General features: G+C 65.1%; 19 protein-coding genes. 9 read left to right on the top strand and 10 right to left on the bottom strand.

What is annotated here, in order from left to right:
• Positions 1–57 precede the first annotated feature (57 nt).
• Positions 58–1,110 (top strand): DNA polymerase IV, encoded by a 1,053-nt coding sequence (dinB, locus tag AYB31_RS02520; RefSeq protein WP_082805183.1) that lies wholly within the window; start codon positions 58–60, stop codon positions 1,108–1,110.
• Between the two features lie 12 nt (positions 1,111–1,122).
• Here dinB and tsaA read toward each other — a convergent pair whose 3' ends face one another.
• The 6 genes from tsaA to AYB31_RS02490 form a co-directional block, all read right to left on the bottom strand.
• Positions 1,123–1,815, bottom strand: a complete 693-nt coding sequence (gene tsaA / locus AYB31_RS02515; RefSeq protein WP_068825800.1) for a tRNA (N6-threonylcarbamoyladenosine(37)-N6)-methyltransferase TrmO — start codon at positions 1,813–1,815, stop codon at positions 1,123–1,125.
• A 202-nt stretch (positions 1,816–2,017) separates the two neighbouring features.
• Positions 2,018–3,034, bottom strand: coding sequence for an AbrB family transcriptional regulator (locus AYB31_RS02510; protein WP_068825472.1), 1,017 nt, complete (start codon positions 3,032–3,034; stop codon positions 2,018–2,020).
• Positions 3,027–4,535 (bottom strand): tripartite tricarboxylate transporter permease, encoded by a 1,509-nt coding sequence (locus AYB31_RS02505; protein WP_068825470.1) that lies wholly within the window; start codon positions 4,533–4,535, stop codon positions 3,027–3,029. The genes AYB31_RS02510 and AYB31_RS02505 overlap by 8 nt, the downstream gene beginning before the upstream one ends.
• 1 nt (position 4,536) lies before the next feature.
• Complete coding sequence (locus AYB31_RS02500) at positions 4,537–4,983, bottom strand: tripartite tricarboxylate transporter TctB family protein (protein ID WP_068825468.1); 447 nt, start codon at positions 4,981–4,983, stop codon at positions 4,537–4,539.
• An 87-nt stretch (positions 4,984–5,070) separates the two neighbouring features.
• Positions 5,071–6,045: a Bug family tripartite tricarboxylate transporter substrate binding protein gene (locus tag AYB31_RS02495; protein ID WP_068825466.1), complete on the bottom strand. Its 975-nt coding sequence runs from the start codon at positions 6,043–6,045 to the stop codon at positions 5,071–5,073.
• A 30-nt stretch (positions 6,046–6,075) separates the two neighbouring features.
• Complete coding sequence (locus AYB31_RS02490) at positions 6,076–7,332, bottom strand: OprD family porin (RefSeq protein WP_068825464.1); 1,257 nt, start codon at positions 7,330–7,332, stop codon at positions 6,076–6,078.
• Between the two features lie 207 nt (positions 7,333–7,539).
• On the opposite strand from AYB31_RS02490, the gene AYB31_RS02485 reads away from it, so the two are divergent.
• Together AYB31_RS02485 and AYB31_RS02480 are read left to right on the top strand one after the other, a co-directional pair.
• Positions 7,540–8,211: a response regulator gene (locus tag AYB31_RS02485; protein WP_068825462.1), complete on the top strand. Its 672-nt coding sequence runs from the start codon at positions 7,540–7,542 to the stop codon at positions 8,209–8,211.
• Positions 8,204–9,595, top strand: a complete 1,392-nt coding sequence (locus tag AYB31_RS02480; RefSeq protein WP_068825460.1) for a sensor histidine kinase — start codon at positions 8,204–8,206, stop codon at positions 9,593–9,595. The genes AYB31_RS02485 and AYB31_RS02480 overlap by 8 nt, the downstream gene beginning before the upstream one ends.
• On the opposite strand, the gene AYB31_RS02475 is transcribed toward AYB31_RS02480, so the two are convergent.
• The 3 genes from AYB31_RS02475 to ygfZ form a co-directional block, all read right to left on the bottom strand.
• A complete protein-coding gene (locus AYB31_RS02475; protein WP_068825458.1) occupies positions 9,592–10,344 on the bottom strand; it encodes a substrate-binding periplasmic protein in 753 nt (250 codons plus the stop codon). The genes AYB31_RS02480 and AYB31_RS02475 overlap by 4 nt on opposite strands.
• Before the next feature lie 135 nt (positions 10,345–10,479).
• A complete protein-coding gene (locus AYB31_RS02470; protein ID WP_068825456.1) occupies positions 10,480–11,316 on the bottom strand; it encodes an HDOD domain-containing protein in 837 nt (278 codons plus the stop codon).
• Positions 11,317–11,426: 110 nt separating this feature from the next.
• Positions 11,427–12,368, bottom strand: a complete 942-nt coding sequence (ygfZ, locus tag AYB31_RS02465; protein WP_068825454.1) for a CAF17-like 4Fe-4S cluster assembly/insertion protein YgfZ — start codon at positions 12,366–12,368, stop codon at positions 11,427–11,429.
• 119 nt (positions 12,369–12,487) lie between these two features.
• Here ygfZ and AYB31_RS02460 point away from each other — a divergent pair, with 119 nt between their 5' ends.
• Positions 12,488–12,742: an FAD assembly factor SdhE gene (locus AYB31_RS02460; RefSeq protein WP_068825453.1), complete on the top strand. Its 255-nt coding sequence runs from the start codon at positions 12,488–12,490 to the stop codon at positions 12,740–12,742.
• Positions 12,726–13,178 carry a protein YgfX gene (locus AYB31_RS02455; protein ID WP_068825451.1) on the top strand — a complete coding sequence of 151 codons (453 nt, stop codon included), beginning with the start codon at positions 12,726–12,728 and terminating at the stop codon, positions 13,176–13,178. The genes AYB31_RS02460 and AYB31_RS02455 overlap by 17 nt, the downstream gene beginning before the upstream one ends.
• On the opposite strand, the gene nadB is transcribed toward AYB31_RS02455, so the two are convergent.
• On the bottom strand, positions 13,147–14,763 hold the full coding sequence (nadB, locus tag AYB31_RS02450; RefSeq protein ID WP_068825449.1) for an L-aspartate oxidase: 1,617 nt from the start codon (positions 14,761–14,763) through the stop codon (positions 13,147–13,149). The two genes, AYB31_RS02455 and nadB, sit on opposite strands and share 32 nt — an antisense overlap.
• 335 nt (positions 14,764–15,098) lie before the next feature.
• Between nadB and rpoE the strand changes: the two genes are divergently transcribed.
• Genes rpoE through AYB31_RS02430 form a run of 4 tightly spaced genes read left to right on the top strand, consistent with a single transcriptional unit; the run spans position 15,099 to position 17,671 of the window.
• The gene (rpoE, locus tag AYB31_RS02445) at positions 15,099–15,680 is read left to right on the top strand and encodes an RNA polymerase sigma factor RpoE (RefSeq protein WP_068825447.1); all 582 of its coding nucleotides are present in this window, start codon (positions 15,099–15,101) and stop codon (positions 15,678–15,680) included.
• Positions 15,681–15,711: 31 nt separating this feature from the next.
• On the top strand, positions 15,712–16,296 hold the full coding sequence (locus tag AYB31_RS02440; RefSeq protein ID WP_068825445.1) for a sigma-E factor negative regulatory protein: 585 nt from the start codon (positions 15,712–15,714) through the stop codon (positions 16,294–16,296).
• An 8-nt stretch (positions 16,297–16,304) separates the two neighbouring features.
• On the top strand, positions 16,305–17,231 hold the full coding sequence (locus AYB31_RS02435) for a MucB/RseB C-terminal domain-containing protein (RefSeq protein ID WP_068825443.1): 927 nt from the start codon (positions 16,305–16,307) through the stop codon (positions 17,229–17,231).
• Complete coding sequence (locus tag AYB31_RS02430; RefSeq protein WP_068825441.1) at positions 17,228–17,671, top strand: SoxR reducing system RseC family protein; 444 nt, start codon at positions 17,228–17,230, stop codon at positions 17,669–17,671. Before AYB31_RS02435 ends, AYB31_RS02430 begins: the two co-directional genes overlap by 4 nt.
• Positions 17,672–17,705 lie beyond the last annotated feature (34 nt).

The following is a 17,705-nucleotide window of genomic DNA, read 5'->3' as shown; positions in this document are numbered from 1 at the left end:
GACGGGTGGTAGACTTCGGGGTTTCCGGGCATACCAGACGGGGCTTTGCGGGCATTCGTGCGCAAGATCATCCATATCGACTGCGACTGTTTCTACGCGGCCATCGAGATGCGCGACGACCCGCGCCTGGCTGGCAGGCCGTTGGCAGTGGGTGGTCAGGCCGACAGGCGCGGGGTGATCGCCACCTGCAACTACGAGGCGCGGGCCTGGGGCGTGCGTTCGGCGATGCCGACCGGGCAGGCACTCAAGCTGTGCCCGGACCTGCTGGTGGTCAAACCGCGCATGGATGCCTACAAGGCCGCGTCGCGCGAGATCCACGCGATCATGCGCGACTACACCGAGATCATCGAGCCGCTGTCGCTGGATGAGGCCTATCTGGACGTCTCGGCCAGTTCGCACTTCGCCGGCAGCGCCACGCGCATTGCCCAGGAAATTCGCCGGCGCGTGTCGCAGGAGCTGCATATAACAGTGTCGGCCGGAGTGGCGCCCAACAAGTTCCTGGCCAAGATCGCCAGCGACTGGCGCAAGCCCAATGGCCTGTTCGTGATCACCCCCGAGCAGGTCGAGGACTTCGTTGCCGAGCTGCCGGTCGGCAAGCTGCATGGTGTAGGCAAGGTTACCGCCGACAAGCTGGGGCGCCTGGGGATTGGCACCTGCATGGATCTGCGCGGCTGGAGCAAGCTGGCCCTGGCGCGTGAGTTCGGCAGCTTTGGCGAGCGTCTGTGGAGCCTGGCCCGTGGTATCGACGAGCGCGCCGTGCAGATCAACAGTCGGCGGCAGTCGGTGAGCGTGGAAAACACCTTTGATCACGATCTGCCAGACCTGGCGGCCTGCCTCGAGCAGTTGCCGCAGTTGCTGGCGCAGCTCGACACGCGCATGGCACGGCTGGACGCCAGTTACCGGCCGGACAAGCCGTTCGTGAAGATCAAGTTCCATGACTTCAGCCAGACCACCCTGGAGCAGGCCGGCGCCCGCCGTGATCTGGACAGCTACAAGCTGCTGTTGAGTGCGGCCTTCAGCCGTGGCAACAAACCGGTACGCCTGCTCGGCGTGGGCGTGCGCCTGCACGACCTGCGCGGTCGGCATGAGCAGCTGGAGCTGTTCGAGTAGGGCTGTCGGTCGTTAGCCGGGCACTACTTCCAGCACCAGAATCCGCCCCGGTTCAGGGTAGTGCCAGCGCACCTGTACATCCCACAGCAGCACACCATAACGGCGTTCCGGCTGCGGTATCTGGTAGGCAGGGCGCGGGTCCTGGGCCAGGCATTGTTCAATCAACTCTGGCAGTGGTTCGTTCAGGCGCAGGCCATGTTCCTGGGCTTGCTGCAGGGCACTCTGTTCCCAGGCCACCGTTACTCGCGCAGGCGCGGCGTCGGCGATGGCATTGCGCGCCTCGGCGACGCTATCGGCGTAGGGTACGTAGGGTTTGATATCCAGCACGGGCGTGCCGTCCAGCAGGTCGATACCAGAGAGCCAGAGTCGGCCAGGCTCCACGCGCTCCAGCTTGACCACCGACTGACCGATGCCGTTGGGGCGATGCGTGGCGCGGCTGGCGAACACTCCCAGCGATGCATTGCCGCCCAGGCGCGGTGGGCGCACTTTCAACCGGGGCTTGTCCTCTAGCGCCTGATGAAAGAGAAACAGCAGCCAGACATGGCTGACCTGTTCCAGTCCCTGTATGGCCTCGGCCCGGTCGTAAGGTGCTACCAGCTCCAGCACGCCACGGGCAGCCGGTGCCAGTTGCGGCTGGCGAGGAATGGCGAATTTCTCCTTGAAGCAGGAGTGTAGATAACCGATGGGGTCGACGGAGTGAGACATGGCGGCATGCATGGCGGAGGTTCGCGCATGGTAGCGGATCGCCTCGCTACGGCAGAACTGTTTGGTGTTTTCTGCTGCGTGAAGACCTGGTCTGGGCGAGCGGGAGTCTTGTCCATCATCAGCGGAGGCGGCGTTGCGATCACCTGAACGGTGGTGTCCGGGAATAAAAAGAGGCCCGCACAGGGCGGGCCTAAACGTGGTCTCAGAGTCTTCTTTGCCAGATCCGGAACAGCGGCTCGGCGAAGAACAGCACGCACATCAGGCGTAGCACCTGCAGGCCGGTGATGAGTGGCACCGACAGGGCCAGGGCTTCGGCGGTCAGGCTCAGTTCGGCGATGCCGCCGGGCATCATGCCCAGCATCAGCGAGCGCGGGTCGAGGTTGCCGAGCCAGCTCAGGGCCTCTGCCGCCAGGCCGGCGGCGAGCATGGCCAGGCCCGTAGCCAGTACCACCAGGACGACGAAGCGCGGGGCGCCGCGGAAGAATTCACGGCTGAAGTGGCAACCCAGGGCACTGCCGATCAGCCATTGCCCCACCTGGCTGGTGCCGGTCGGTAGGCGCAGGTCCAGATCGAACAGCACGCAACCGAGGGCGCTGACCAGAATCGGTCCGAGCAGCCAGGGATTGGGCTGGCGCAGGTGCTGGCCGAGCAGGGCCAGTGTGGCGCCGCCGGCCAGCAACAGGAGCAGCCAGGCCGGTTGCACGGCGCCACTGGCATGCGCCAGGGCGGGCGGTACGCCCAGCCACCACTGGAACAGTGCCGGCACGCAGAGCACCACCAGCAATAGTCGCAGGCTCTGTCCCGCGGCCACCTGGCCGGCATTGGCACCATTGCGCAGGCCCAGGTTGACCATCTCGCTGGCGCCGCCGGGCATGCTGGCGAAGTAGGCGGTGGCACGGTCGTGCCCGGCGCTGCGCAACAGGGCGATGCCGATCAGGCAGGTCAGGCTGGTGAGCAGGGCGCCGGCGACCAGCAGGCCGCCGTGTTGCACCACCTGCTCCAGCACCGCCGGACTGAAGTGCAGACCGATACCGGTACCGACCAGCCACTGGCCGCTCTTGCGCGCACCGGGAACCTCGCGCAGATCGAGCCCCACCAGGCAGCGCAGCAGGATCACCGCCAGCAGCGATCCGACCATCCACGGCAACGGCCAGCCGATCAGACTGGCCAGGTAGCCGCCGGCGGCGCCGGCGACGGGGGTGAGCAGCCAGTTAGGCATGGGCCGCCTGCAGGCTGCGGCGCTTGCGCCACCAGCGCAGGCCCGGCAAAGCGAGCATCAGCGCGGCGAGTGCCCACAGAATGAGGGTGATCGGACTGCCCCAGAGGATGTTCAGGTCGCCGGCCGAGATCGACAGGGCGCGGCGCAGGTTGTCCTCCATCAGCTCGCCGAGGACGAAACCGAGGATCACCGCCGACAGCGGGAAGTCCAGCTTGCGCAGCAGGTAGCCGAACACGCCGAGGCCGATCATCAGCACCAGATCGAAGGTGGTGCTGTGTACGGCGTACACGCCGACCATGCTGATCACGGTGATTGCCGGTACCAGCACCCAGTTGGGCACGCTGAGCATGCGCGAGAACAGGCCGACCAGCGGGATGTTCATCACCAGCAGGATGACGTTGCCGATGAACAGCGAGGCGATCAGGCCCCAGACCACATCCGGCTGCTGTTCGAACAGCAGCGGGCCAGGCGTGATGTTGTACAGGGTGAGGGCGCCGATCATCACCGCGGTGGTGCCCGAACCCGGTACGCCGAGGGTCAGCATCGGGATCAGCGAGCCGCAGGCCGAGGCGTTGTTGGCCGCTTCCGGGGCGGCCAGGCCGCGCAGGTCGCCGTCGCCGAACTTGCCGCTGCTGCCGGCCAGGCGTTTCTCGGTCATGTAGGTCATGGCGCTGGCGATGGTGGCGCCGGCGCCCGGCAGGGTGCCGATGACGAAGCCGGCCACGGCGCTGCGGATCATGGTCCAGAAGGTGGCGCAGAACTCCTTCAGGTTGAACAGCAGGCGCCCGCTGGCCTTCACCGCTTTCTGGCCGTTGTGGGTGTTTTCCAGCATCAGCAGCACTTCGCTGACGCTGAAGAAGCCGATCACCACGATCACGAACTGCACACCGTCGCTCAGGCTGACGCTGCCGAAGGTGAAGCGGTACACGCCGGTGGTGGAGTCCACGCCGACGGTCGCCAGGGCCAGACCGATCAGGGCGGCCATCAGGGTTTTCACCGGCTTGTCGCCGACCATGCCGCCGAGGCAGGCGATGGCGAAGATCATCAGCACGAAATATTCGGCAGGGCCGAATGCCACTGCCCATTTGGCCAGCAGCGGGGCGAACAGCACCACGCCGCAGGTGGCGATGATGCTGCCGATAAAGGAGCTGACGGCGGACAGCGACAGGGCGATGCCGGCCTTGCCCTGGCGCGCCAGCGGGTAGCCGTCGAGGGTGGTCATGACCGCGGCGGCATCGCCTGGCACGTTGAGCAGGATGGCGGAGATGCGTCCGCCGTATTCGCAGCCCAGGTACACGGCGGCCAGCAGGATCAGCGCGGTTTCCGGCGGCAGGCCGAGGGCGAAGGCCAGCGGCAACAGCAGGGCCACGCCGTTGATCGGGCCGAGGCCGGGCAGCAGGCCGACGATGGTGCCGACGAAGGCACCGAACAGGGCTACCAGCAGGTTGCTCGGCCGGGTGGCGACATCAAAGCCCTGCAGCAAAAAATTCAGTGTTTCCATTTCAGCTCTCCACGAACACGTCGAGCACGCCGAGCGGCAGCGGGACATCCAGCAGGTAATCGAACAGGCCGAACAGCAGCAGGCCCATCAGTACGGCGCTGATGGCGCACGGCAGCAGGCGGCCGGTGAACAGCAGGCCCAGGGCGAAGGTCGCCAGGCTCGTGCTGACGATGAAACCGAGTGGCTCGAACAACAGGGCATAGGCCAGCAATACGGCAATGCATGACAGCGAGCGCAGGGCCGCCGGTACGTGCAGCACCTGTCCGTCCTGTTTCCCAGGGTTGATGATCAGCCAGAGCGAGCCAGCGCCCATCAGGCCGAGCAGCAGCAGCGGGTAGGCGCGGGGGCCGACCGGGTCATAGGCAAAGGGTGCCTGGAAGCCCCAGGCGACAAAGGCAAGCCAGATGCAGAGCAGCAGCCAGCTCGCCGAGAACAGGCGGACGTACATGGTGGCGGTCTCGTGAGGGGGTATTGAAGAGGGTGTGGCAGACCGCAGGCCGGGGCGTGCTTGGCGACACCCCGGTCCGCGGGAGGCTTACTGGACCAGGCCGAACTCGCCGGCCAGGGCCTTGTACTCCTGCACCTGCTTGAGCACGAAGGCCTGCAGCTCGGCGCCGGTCATGTTCAGCGGGAACAGGTCGCGCTGCTCGCGCAGTTGGGCGAAGTCGTCGCGGGCCAGCATCGTGTCGAACTGACCTTTCCACCAGTTGAAGTCTTCATCGCTGACTTCCGGGCCCATGTAGAAGCCGCGGATCACCGGCCAGCTGATGGCGTAGCCCTGTTCCTTGGCGGTCGGCAGGTTGCTCAGCTTGCCCGGCAGGCGCTCGTCGGAGAGCACCGCCAGCACGCGGATCTTGCCGGCGGCCAGTTGCGGGGTGACTTCGCCCAGGCCGCTGGAGGTGACCTGGACATGGCCGCCGAGCATGGCGGTGAGGGTTTCGCCGCCGCCTTCGAAGGCCACATAGCGCAGCTTCTGCGGCTCGATCCCAGCGGCGCGGGCGATCAGTGCGGTCTGCATCCAGTCCTGGCCGCCAATGGTGGCGCCAGCGCCGAAGACGATCTTGCCCGGCTCCTTCTTCAGCGCCTGCACCAGGTCATCGAGGGTCTGGTAGGGCGAGTCGGCGCGCACGCTGATGGCGCCGTAGTCGGTGCCGATGCCGGCCAGCCAGCGCACGGCGTGCTCGTCGTAGCGACCGAACTTGCCCTGGGCCAGGTTGAGCAGCGAGCCGGAGGAGAAGGCGGTGATGGTGCCCGGGTCTTTCGGCCGTTGGGCGACCACCGCGTTATAGGCCACGGCGCCGACACCGCCGGGCATGTAGGTGACGCGCATCGGCGCCTTGAGCAGGCCGGTGTCTTTCAGGCCGCTCTGGGCCAGTTTGCAGGTCAGGTCGAAGCCGCCACCCGGTTTGGCCGGGGCGATGCATTCGGGGCGCTTGGGCTCGGCCAGCAGCTGGCTGCTGAGGGCCAGGGTGCCAAGGGCCAGGGCGATGCGCGACAGGGCAGTTTTCATCATCTATCTCCTGTGGAGTTTTATTGTGGCTTACCAGATAGGCAGGGAGTAGCCGACGATCAGGCGGTTCTCGTCCGCATCGCGGGCGAAGCTGGAACGGAAGCTGGCGTTGCGGGCACGCACGTACAGGTCTTTGAGCGGGCCGCTCTGCACCACGTACTTGAACTCGATGTCGCGTTCCCACTCGCGACCTTCTTCCGTGCTGCCGGCCACTTCGGCGTTGTCGCCCTTGATGTAGCGGGTCAGGAAGCTCAGGCCAGGCAGGCCGAGGGCGGCGAAGTTGTAGTCGTAGCGGGCCTGCCAGGAGCGCTCGTCGGCGTTGGCGAAGTCGTTGATCTGCACGAAGTTGACCAGGAACGGGTCGCTGCCATCGAGGTAGGCGAAGCCGGTGTCGCCGTTCATCTGCTGGTAGCCGAGGCTGACCTTGTGGCCGCTGTGGGCATAGCCGAGCATGCCGTTCCAGGCCTGGTTGTCGACCTTGCCGGCCTTGGCGTCGCCGCTGTCGTCGCTGATCGACACGCGCAGGTCGGCGCTGAAAGTGCCGCCGCCCAGCGGCTGGCTGGCCAGCAGACCGAGGAAGTGCTGGCGGTAGACGTCTTCCAGCTCGCCATAGAAGTAGCGGCCGGTGAGGCCCTTGGCGAACTGGTAGTCGAGGCCGGCAAGGTTGAGGTGGTCGCCGCTCACGCCGCTGGCGAAGCGCTTGTTCTTGCTGTTCAGCAGCAGGTCTTCGGAGTTGGTCGACGCACGGTCGATCACCTGGTTGAAGCGTGCGCCGGTGAAGGTCAGGTCGCTGATTTCCTTGGAGGTCAGCAGGCCGCCTTCGAAAATCTGCGGTAGCAGACGACTGTCGCTGGCCTTGACCACCGGCAGCTCGGGGATGTGCGATCCGTAGCGGAACTCGCTCTGGGAAATCTTCACTTTGCCGGTCAGGCCGATACGGCCGAATTCGTCCGGGGTGCCGCCGTCATCCTGTACCGGCAGCAGGTCGGTGCCGGTGCGGCCGCCGCCGGAGTCGAGCTTGACGCCGAGCATGCCGAGGGCGTCGACGCCGAAACCGACGGTGCCTTCGGTGTAGCCGGACTGGATATCGAGCAGGAAGCCCTGGCCCCACTCCTCGCGCTTGTTCTGGCCACTGCCTTCGCGGAAGTCGCGGTTCAGATAGATATTGGTGGTGGTCAGGGTCGCGCTGCTGTCTTCGATGAAGGCAGCCTGGGCGGTAGGCGCAGTTGCAGCAGAGGCGGCGAGAATCGCCAGGGTGAGGCGTCGGGCAGGCAATGCAGGATGCATGCAGGTGGTCTCCGATTGTTGTTTTTGTTGTGCCGGAGCAACCACGCGTCCGGCACTCTGTGGGTGGTTCTTGCCACCCTGTTGCGGATGCTATGGAGCGAAACTTTCGCCAGGCTTTCAGGTTGAAAGAAATCGCCGTCGGCCTTCACAGGTGCCGCGTGGCCGTTAAACTCGGCGGCACAACAACGAGCTCGCGGAGCCTTCAACGTGAGAATCCTGCTGGTCGAAGACCATCTGCCACTGGCTGAAAGCGTGGCCCAGGCCCTGCGTGCAACAGGTCTGACCGTCGATGTGCTGCACGATGGCGTAGCTGCCGAACATGCCTTGGCCAGCGAGGACTACGCCCTGGCGGTACTCGATGTGGGGCTGCCACGGCGTGACGGTTTCGAGGTGCTGGCGCGCATCCGTGCCCGCGGCAAGGTGCTGCCGGTGCTGATGCTGACCGCGCGCGGCGAGGTCAAGGACCGTGTCCACGGCCTCAACCTGGGCGCCGACGACTACCTGGCCAAACCCTTCGAGCTGAGCGAGCTGGAGGCCCGGGTCAAGGCGCTGCTGCGGCGCAGCGTGCTCGGCGGCGAGGCGCAACAGCGCTGTGGCGAGCTGGTCTATGACCTGGGTACGCGACGCTTCGCGCTGGCTGGCCAGGCATTGACCCTGACTTCCCGTGAGCAGAGTGTGCTGGAGGCGCTGATCGCCCGTCCCGGACGGGTGATGAGCAAGGAGCAACTGGCCGACCAGGTCTTCGGCCTGGATCAGGATGCCAGCCCGGACGCCATCGAGATCTATATCCACCGCCTGCGCAAGAAGCTGGAGGGCGGTGCCGTACGCATCGTCACCTTCCGTGGCCTGGGCTATCTGCTGGAGGCTGCGGGTGAGTGAGCGGCGTGGCGGCAGCCTGCGGGGCCGCTTGCTGTGGCGGCTGGCGGGCCTGCTGAGCATTCCCTTGCTGATTGGCGGTGTGAGTGCTTACTGGAATGGTCGTGCGGCGGCCGATGCGGCCTACGATCGCACCCTGCTGGCCTCGGCGCGGGCCATCGCCGACGGCCTCTATACGGATGCTGGCAAGCTGCGCGCCGACGTGCCTTATGTGGCGCTGGATGTGTTCGCCTACGACAGCCAGGGGCGCATCTTCTATCAGGTCAGCGATCTCGAGGGGCGTCTGGTTTCCGGCTACGACGACCTGCCGGCGCCGGCACCGGACACGCCGCGCACCGATGACTATCCGGCCCTGGCGCGCTTCTATGACGGCGAGCACCGGGGCGTCGGTGTGCGTCTGGTCAGCCTGTTGCAGCCGGTCAGCGAGCCGGGGATGAACGGCATGGCCGAGATTCGTGTGGCCGAGACGGTCGGTGCTCGCGAGCGCATGGCCCGCGGCCTGCTGCTCGATACCCTGTGGCGCATGGGCCTGCTGGCGCTGATCACCCTGGCGCTGGTGTGGCTGGCGGTGAGCGCGGCCCTGAGGCCGCTGGAGCGGCTGCGCGGAGCGGTAGAGGAGCGCCGGCCGGATGATCTCAACCCGTTGCCCATGGTGCAGGTGCAGGACGAGTTGCGCCCGCTGGTGGCCTCGCTCAATCACTTCACCGAACGCTTGCGCCAGCAGTTCGAACGCCAGGCGCAGTTCATCGCCGACGCTTCCCACGAGCTGCGCACGCCTCTGGCCGCGCTCAAGGCGCGTATCGAGCTGGGCCTGCGCGAGCGCACGCCGGAGGTGTGGCACAGCACGCTGGAGAAGGCGGCGCAGAGTGCCGACCGGCTGACCCATCTGGCCAATCAGCTGCTCTCGCTGGCGCGTATCGAGCGCGGCGCCCGGGCCATCGCCGAAGGCGGTGCGGAACGGGTCGAGCTGGCCGGGCTGGTGCGCGAACTGGCCCTGGCTTTGGCTCCGTTGGCGCATCAGCGCGGCATCGCCCTGGCGCTGGAAGCGGAGTGCGAAACCTTCATCCAGGGCGAGGCGACGCTGCTCAACGAGCTGCTCTACAACCTGGTGGACAATGCCCTGGCACATACGCCGGCAGGCGGCAATGTGGTGCTGCGCGTGCTGGCGCCCGCGCTGCTAGAGGTAGAAGACGACGGCCCCGGCATTCCAGCCGATGAGCGTGAGCAGGTGTTCCAGCGCTTCTATCGACGCCACCCGCAGGGAAACGGGGCCGGCCTGGGGTTGGCGATTGTCGGTGAGATCTGCACCGCCCATCGCGCCAGCATTGCGCTGGATCAGGGGCAGCTGGGAGGCCTGCTGGTGCGTGTGCGTTTTCCGACGGACTAGTCGATGCTGCTGAGCGGGCGTTGAATTTCCAGCAGCCACTGGCTCACCTTGCCGCTGTCGCGCAGTTTGCGCAGGCCATCATTGAAGCGCTGCATGCGCTGGGCATTGCCTGGTACTTGCTTCGAAAGCAGTAGATGCATGCTGTCGCTGCGCAGTGGCTTGGGGTGAAAGCTCAACTGCTTGCGCTCCTGTGCGCTGAAACGGCTGTAAAGCAGGTCGAAGGCCACCACCTTGTCGATCGGAAACAGGTCCAGACGGCCTGCCAGCAGCATGCGCAGACCCTGCTCTTCGCTGCTCAGGCGCTTGACCTTGAGGTTCCCCTCGTTCTCGGCCTGCTGGAAAGCCTGGCCGTAGTCATAGTCGATGGCGCCGCCGATGCGCAGCTCGCGCAGGTCGTCGACCGTTTGCCAGCTAAATGGCACGTCCTTGCGGTGGAAAAGGTAGTAGCCGCTCTCCACCACCGGATCGCTGAAGAAAAAGGCCTGCTCGCGCTCCGGGCTGCGTAGCCAGACGGCGCTGCCATCGCTCTTGCCGCGCTCGGCATGGCGCAGTGCGCGAGCCCAGGGGTAGAACTCCCATTGCACCTGGATGCCTTCAAGGGCAAAGGCCTCCTCGACGATGCGCGAGGCAACGCCGTGATACGGCAGGTTCTGGCCGAGATAGGGGCTCCATTCGCCGTTGGTCAGATGAACCTCGTCGGCGACGGCGGGGAGGGCGAAAAACAGTAGTAGAAGCAGGAGTGCGGGCATGAGGCGCTTCCTTATCCAGAACTTCGCGAGCGTGACCGGGTCCCTCGGTCACGCGGCGTACTACACGGATCGCCCCCGGCCATACGGCCGGGTTCGTTGCAAGTCTAGTCAGGATAAGGCGCGGGTGCTGCAGCCTTATTGCAGCATGCTGGTGGCTGCTTCCATGGCCGCGGAGAGGTCTTCGTCGGCCTGCATGTCGACGTTCGGGTCGAGGCCGAGTTTGGCGAAGGCCGGGATCTGGCTCCAGTCCAGCTGGGTATAGGGGTGTTCGCTGCCCAGATAGCTCTGCAGGGTGGCGACCTGAACGATGTCGACATAGTCGACCTTGGCCGAGTTGCGGCTGAAGTTCAGGTGTTGGCTGGGCACGATGGCGATCGGCTCGGGGAATTCCCAGGCGCGCAGGATCTTGTCGCCGATGATCGGGTGAATCTTCTCGATCACATGGTTGAGGCTGATGGAGTCGGCCAGCAGCGCATTGTTCTCTTCGGCGTAGGTGAGGATCGGCAGGATGCCGATCTGGTGTACCAGGCCGGCGAGGGTGGCCTGGTCCGGCATCAGGCGGGTGTAGTGACGGCATAGAACGTGGCAGATGCCAGCGATTTCGGTACTTTTGTTCCAAACCTCGCGCATTTTGCGGTCGACCACGTCGCTGGTGGCCTGGAACATCTGCTCCATGGCCAGGCCGGTGGCCAGGTTGCAGGTGTAGTTGATGCCGAGGCGGCCGACGGCCATCTGCAGGTCGGTGATCTCCTTGCTGGTGCGCAGCAGGGGGCTGTTCACCACTTTGATGATGCGCGCGGTCAGCGCCGCATCATTGCCGATCACCTTGCTCAGGTCGGGAATGCTGATGTTCGGGTCTTCCGCCGCCTCGCGCACTTTCAGGGCGACTTCGGGCAGGGTCGGCAGCACCAGCTCATCGTTCTCGATGGCGTGGATCAGTTCCTCTTGGACTTTCTCGGCAAGCTTGCTCATTGTGCTTCTCGGGGTTTTCGGTCGTTTCAGTTTAGGTGCTGAAGCGAACTCTGTTCTGGGATGTCCGGGTTGTACCGCGTTTGCTCGGGGTGATGCATCCGCTTTTTTGTCTAGCGCTGAATTTCGCGATCGGCGTCCAGTTCATAGGGCAGGTCGAGCAGGCTCAGGCTCGGGCCTTCGACGCTGCCGAGGTGGAGGCGGCCATCGTTTTTCGCATCCTCCTGGACCACGGCCAGCAGCTCGACGCCGTTCTCGGCGCGGGCTGCCAGCACCACTTCGCCGACACTGGAGCCATGCACGGGCGAGAACAGCTCAGCGCCAGGCGCCGGTAGTTCGCCCTCTGTCAGACTGAGGCGATAGAGGCGGCGCTTGAGTTTGCCCAGGTACTGCATGCGCGCGACGATTTCCTGACCGGTGTAGCAGCCCTTCTTGAAGCTGACGCCACCGACCGCCTGCAGGTTGATCATCTGCGGGATGAACAGCTCGCGGGTGCTGCCGAATACCTGGCCGATGCCGGCACGCACCTGGCCGAGCAGCCACTCGTTGAGTGGCGCCTCGCGCAGTTGCGCGGCCAGACGTGTGTTCAGGTTTTCGCGCTCGGCGGCCGGCGCCCAGAGCTCGGCGCGCCCGTCGGACAGGCGCAGAGCGAGCAGGGCGCCGGCGCGGACCACGCTGTCGGCCTGCAGCGGCAGATCCAGGCCCAGGGCGAGCAGGGCGTCATCGCCGCCACTCAACCCGAAGCGAACCCAGGCGGTGGATTCATCGGCCAGTTTCGATTTGGAGAACACGGCGTATTTCTTCAGGTCGGCCAGCTGGGCTTCCAGTAGCTCGTCGGCCATGGCCAGCAGGTAGCCGTCGCCGTCCTGGAGGATGCGGAAGCTGGAGGTCATGCGGCCCTTGGGTGTACAGCGCGCGCCCAGGCTGCCGGTCCGTTCGTCGAGATAGTTGAGGTTGCAGGTGAGCTGGCCTTGGAGGAACTTGGCGGCATCCGGGCCGCGCACGGCAAGCAGGGCTTCGTGGTTCAGAAGGGAGAAGAAGGCGGAGTCGGCCATGGGCGCTCGCTGGTTGCAGAAGTCAGGGGCGTCATCATAGAGCTCACCTGCTGCCTTGTCAGCGTGCCCTGGGCCGGTCGCATCGTTATACTGCGCACCTTTCGAACAGGAGCCCGCGCATGGTCGAGCAAACCGAACTGAACCGACTCTTCTGGCATAGCCGTCGCGGCATGCTGGAGCTGGATGTGCTGCTGGTGCCTTTTGTGCGTGAGGTCTACGCCACGCTGGACGCCGATGACCAGGCTCGCTACCGCAAGTTGCTGGAGTGCGAGGATCAGGACATGTTCGGCTGGTTCATGCAGCGCGGCGAACCTGAGGATGCTGACCTGCGACGCATGGTTCGGATGATCCTGGATCGTGTCCAGCCCAAGTGACCACTTCGAATGCCATTGGCAGGCCTCGCGCCTGCTACTGGCGTTCTACCTGGCAGTGCTGTCTCTGGCGCTGACCACGCTTTTTCTGATCGATGTGCCTTCCTGGTCGGCTGCTGCCGGAGCAGGGCTGTGCCTGCTGCACGCCGCTTGGGTGTTACCGCGAAAGCTGTTGTTGACGCATGACGCGGCGTTTACCGGCTTGCGCCGGGACGAGAGCGGCTGGCAGCTGTTCAGTCGTCGCACCGGCTGGCAGGCGGTGCAGCTGCGCCCGGACAGTCTGGCCCTGCCGCTGGTGGTAGTGTTGCACTTTCGCCTGGCGGGCGAGCGGCGCGTGCGCGGCCTGTGCATCGCCCACGATGCCTTGCCTCGCGAGGTGCACAGACGTCTGCGCGTGCGCCTGAAGTTCAGCCGGCGTAGGTGGGCGGCGCCAGGATAGTGTCGCGCGCCTCCGGCAGCAGGCCCGGGTAATCCAGGGTGTAGTGCAGGCCGCGACTCTCATGGCGCTGCATGGCCGACTCGATCATCAGTTCGGCGACCTGGGCCAGGTTGCGCAGCTCGATCAGGTCGCGGCTGACCTTGTAGTTGGAATAGAACTCGTCGATCTCGTCGAGCAGCAGGCGCACGCGGTGCTGGGCGCGTTGCAGGCGCTTGTTGGTACGCACGATGCCGACGTAGTCCCACATGAAGCGCCGTAGCTCGTCCCAGTTGTGCGCGATGATCACGTCCTCGTCGGAGTCGGTCACCTGGCTGGCGTCCCAGGCGGGGAGCTGGCCGGGGAGCTCGATCTGCTCCAGTTGGGTGAGGATGTCGGCGGCCGTCGAGCGGGCATAGACGAAGCATTCCAGCAGCGAGTTGCTGGCCAGGCGGTTGGCGCCGTGCAGGCCGGTGAAGCTGGTTTCGCCGATGGCATACAGCCCTGGAACATCGGTACGCCCGGCCTGGTCGATAACCACGCCGCCACAGGTGTAGTGGGCGGCCGGCACGACCGGGATCGCCTGGCGGGTGATGTCGATGCCGAACCCCAGGCAGCGTTCGTAAACGGTGGGGAAGTGGCTCTTGATGAAGTCTTCCGGCTGGTGGCTGATGTCGAGGTAGACGCAGTCGATGCCCAGACGCTTCATTTCATGGTCGATGGCGCGGGCGACGACATCGCGCGGGGCCAGCTCGGCACGCTCGTCAAAGCGCGGCATGAAGCGTTCGCCATTGGGCAGGCGGAGCAGGGCACCTTCACCGCGTAGGGCCTCGGTGATCAGGAAGTTCTTCGCTTGCGGGTGGTACAGGCAAGTGGGGTGGAACTGGTTGAATTCCAGGTTGCCCACGCGGCAACCGGCGCGCCAGGCCATGGCGATGCCGTCGCCGCAGGCGCCGTCGGAGTTGCTGGTGTAGAGGTAGACCTTGGCCGCGCCGCCCGTGGCGAGGACGACGAAACGGGCGCTGTGGGTGTCCACTTCGCCGCTGGCACGATTCAGCACGTAGGCGCCCAGGCAGCGCTCGCTGGCGAGGCCGAGCTTGCGTTCGGTGATCAGGTCGACCGCGACGCGTTGTTCGAGTAACTGCACGTTGTCGCGTTGGCTGGCGCGCTCCAGCAGCGTGTTGAAGATCGCCGCACCGGTGGCGTCGGCGGCGTGGATGATGCGCCGGTGGCTGTGTCCACCCTCGCGGGTCAGGTGGAATTCGAAGCCGCCGTCTTCGCGGTCAGGCTCTTCATCGCGGGTAAAGGGGACGCCCTGTTCGATCAGCCACTGGATGGCTTCGCGGCTGTGTTCGACGGTAAAGCGTACGGCCTCTTCGCGGCACAGGCCGCCACCGGCCGCGAGCGTGTCGCCGACATGGGATTCCACGGTGTCGCTGTCGTCCAGCACGGCAGCGACACCGCCCTGGGCCCAATAGGTGGAGCCGTTGGCAAGGTCGCCCTTGCTCAGCACCGCGATGCGCAGATGATCGGGCAGGGTGAGGGCCAGTGTCAGGCCGGCGGCACCGCTGCCGATGATCAGAACGTCATGCTGGTAGTGTTGGCTCATCGACTGCTGGCTCTCATGAAGACCGGATGGCAAATGCGCTGCCTAGTATATAGACGGGGTGTTCAGCACAATAGCTGGCTTATGACAGAGTGGTGTGCCTTGGAACTTTCTTAGTCGATCAGGTTCCAAAGGGAGTTGCCGAGGGCGTGCATGGCTGCCGCTCGGCTGCAGAATAATCAGGCAGTGGTCAGACACCGCTGCAGTTTTTCGCCAAAGCCGCAGGGCAGTGCGAAACGTGTTCGGAGGGGAGAACTTTTGCGTAGAGCCCGAGTCTATCCAGGCAGGCAAGTGGACTGGCCGCGAGCAAACTCCTTCGAAGTAGATGAGGAGTATCCATGCTAACCCAGGAAGACGATCAGCAGCTGGTCGAGCGGGTACAGCGCGGCGACAAGCGGGCTTTCGATTTATTGGTGCTGAAGTACCAGCACAAGATTCTCGGGCTGATCGTGCGTTTCGTGCACGACAGTCATGAGGCTCAGGATGTGGCACAGGAGGCCTTTATCAAGGCCTATCGTGCGCTCGGTAATTTTCGCGGTGACAGCGCCTTTTATACCTGGCTGTACCGCATCGCCATCAACACGGCGAAGAATTACCTGGTGTCACGCGGACGTCGACCACCGGACAGTGATGTCAGCACCGAGGATGCGGAGTTCTACGACGGCGATCACGCTCTCAAGGACATCGAATCGCCGGAACGAATGATGTTGCGGGATGAAATCGAAGCAACCGTGCATCGAACCATTCAGCAGCTACCGGAAGACCTGCGCACGGCGTTGACCCTGCGCGAGTTCGAAGGGCTGAGTTACGAGGACATTGCCAGCGTCATGCAGTGTCCGGTTGGTACCGTGCGTTCGCGGATATTCCGGGCGCGTGAGGCCATCGACAAGTCCCTGCAGCCGTTGCTGCAGGAAACCTGAGACAGCGGCGACAGCCAAGAGAGGAACCACCATGAGTCGTGAAGCCCTGCAGGAATCGCTGTCCGCGGTGATGGATAACGAAGCGGACGAATTGGAACTGCGTCGAGTGCTGGCTGCCAGCGATGACGTGGAACTGCGTGCCACCTGGTCGCGCTACCAGATGGCGCGTGCGGTGATGCACAAGGAGATGCTCGAGCCGCGCCTGGATATTGCCGCTGCAGTCTCTGCAGCCCTGGCCGATGAGGCGCTGCCGGCACAACCGGCGCGCGCTCCCTGGCGTACGCTTGGGCGTGTCGCGGTCGCCGCTTCGGTGACCCTTGCCGTATTGGCTGGCGTTCGTTTCTACAACCAGGATGAGCTTGCCGGGCCGCAGCTGGCCCAGCAAACCCCGCAGCCAGGTTTGGCTCTGCCGCAGGTGCAGGGGCCGGCCGTGCTGGCGGGCTACAGTACGGGCGCGAGTGCCATGCCGTTGCAGTCGGTTGTCGAGCAGCCCAGCTCCGGTTGGCATGAGCAGCGTCTGCCCGCCTACCTGCGTCAGCATGCCCAGCAGGCTGCGGCCAGCGGTGCGGATTCCGCTCTGCCATATGCTCGTGCCGCCAGTCTGGAAAACCGCTGAGAGGTTCCATGCGCGTCCTCCCGCTATTTGCATTGTTCAGCGGCTGCCTGGCTCTACAGGCTCAGGCAGCCGAGCCACAGGCCTGGTTGCAGCGCCTGGCCCAGGCCGATAAACAGAGCTTCCAGGGCACCTTCATTTACGAACGTAATGGCAGCTTCTCCACTCATGGTATTTGGCACCAGGGTGGCGAGGGGCGCGTGAGCGAGCGCTTGTTGCAGCTCGATGGCTCGGCTCAGGAAGTGTTGCGCGTCGATGGTCATCCGCAATGCGTGAGCGGTGGCCTGGCCGACCAGGTTGCCGACGTGCAGTGGCCGGCTCGCCATCTGGACGCCGCTCAGCTCGAACAGCGTTATGAAATGCGCCTGCTTGGCCATTCCCGGGTGGCGGGTAGGCCTGCGGTGGTATTGGCGCTGATTCCGCGTGATCAGTACCGCTATGCCTTCGAACTGCATCTGGACGAGGAAACGGCACTGCCGCTCAAGTCGCTGCTGATCAGCGAGAAGGGGCAGCTGCTGGAACGCTTCCAGTTCGTCAGCCTAGAGCCGCGCGAGCGGCTGGATGATGATGCGCTCAAGCCGGGCGGCGCTTGCCGGCCGGTGAGCTACAGCAAGGTTGAAGAGTTGACTCAGGCCTGGAAGGCCGGCTGGGTGCCGCCGGGTTTTGAGCTTACCCGGGCGCTGCAACGCACCAGCCCGGCATCTTCGCAGCCTGTCGCCAGTCTGTTGTACGGCGATGGCCTGGCGCGCTTCACGGTGTTTCTCGAACCGCTCAACGGCGCGGGTGCCGAGGATGCCCGCAGTCAGCTGGGCCCGACTGCCGTGGTATCGCGACGGATCAGTACCGGCAATGGCGACATGATGGTCACCGTGGTGGGTGAGATTCCCATGGGCACTGCGGAGCGTGTGGCGTTGTCCATGCAGGACCCGGCCCAGTGATCGAGGAGTCGGGGCGGGTCGTCGCTGTCGAGGATGGCGCGGTCTGGGTAGAGACTTTGCACAAGAGCACCTGTTCCAGCTGTTCGGCCAATGCTGGCTGTGGTCAAGGGTTGATGGACAAGCTGGGTGTCGGCCGTCGCCGAGGGTTGGTGCGTGCATTGTGCAGCCTGCGCCTGGAGGTCGGTGACTCGGTGGTGATCGGAGTTCGCGAGGATCTGTTGGTGCGCGGTTCGCTGCTGGTCTACCTGCTGCCGCTGGCCTGTCTCTTTGCGGCAGCCCTGCTGGCGCAGGCACTTGGCGCCGGCGAACCGCAGATTGCTGCGGCTGGTGTGTCTGGTCTTGCTCTGGGGTGGTTGCTGGTGCGCTGGCGCAGTCGGCGCACGGCCGAAAGTCCTGATTTACAACCGGTGGTGGTGCGAGCGCTGCTGGCGGCTGATTGATTGCAAATGTTCTGAGTGGATGGAGCTGAAGTCG

Origin of the sequence: Pseudomonas sp. BMS12 (assembly GCF_001592875.1) — a bacterium.
GTDB lineage: Bacteria > Pseudomonadota > Gammaproteobacteria > Pseudomonadales > Pseudomonadaceae > Aquipseudomonas.
Note: the sequence above shows the minus strand (reverse complement) of the source record. Positions and strands in the feature narration are given on the sequence as shown.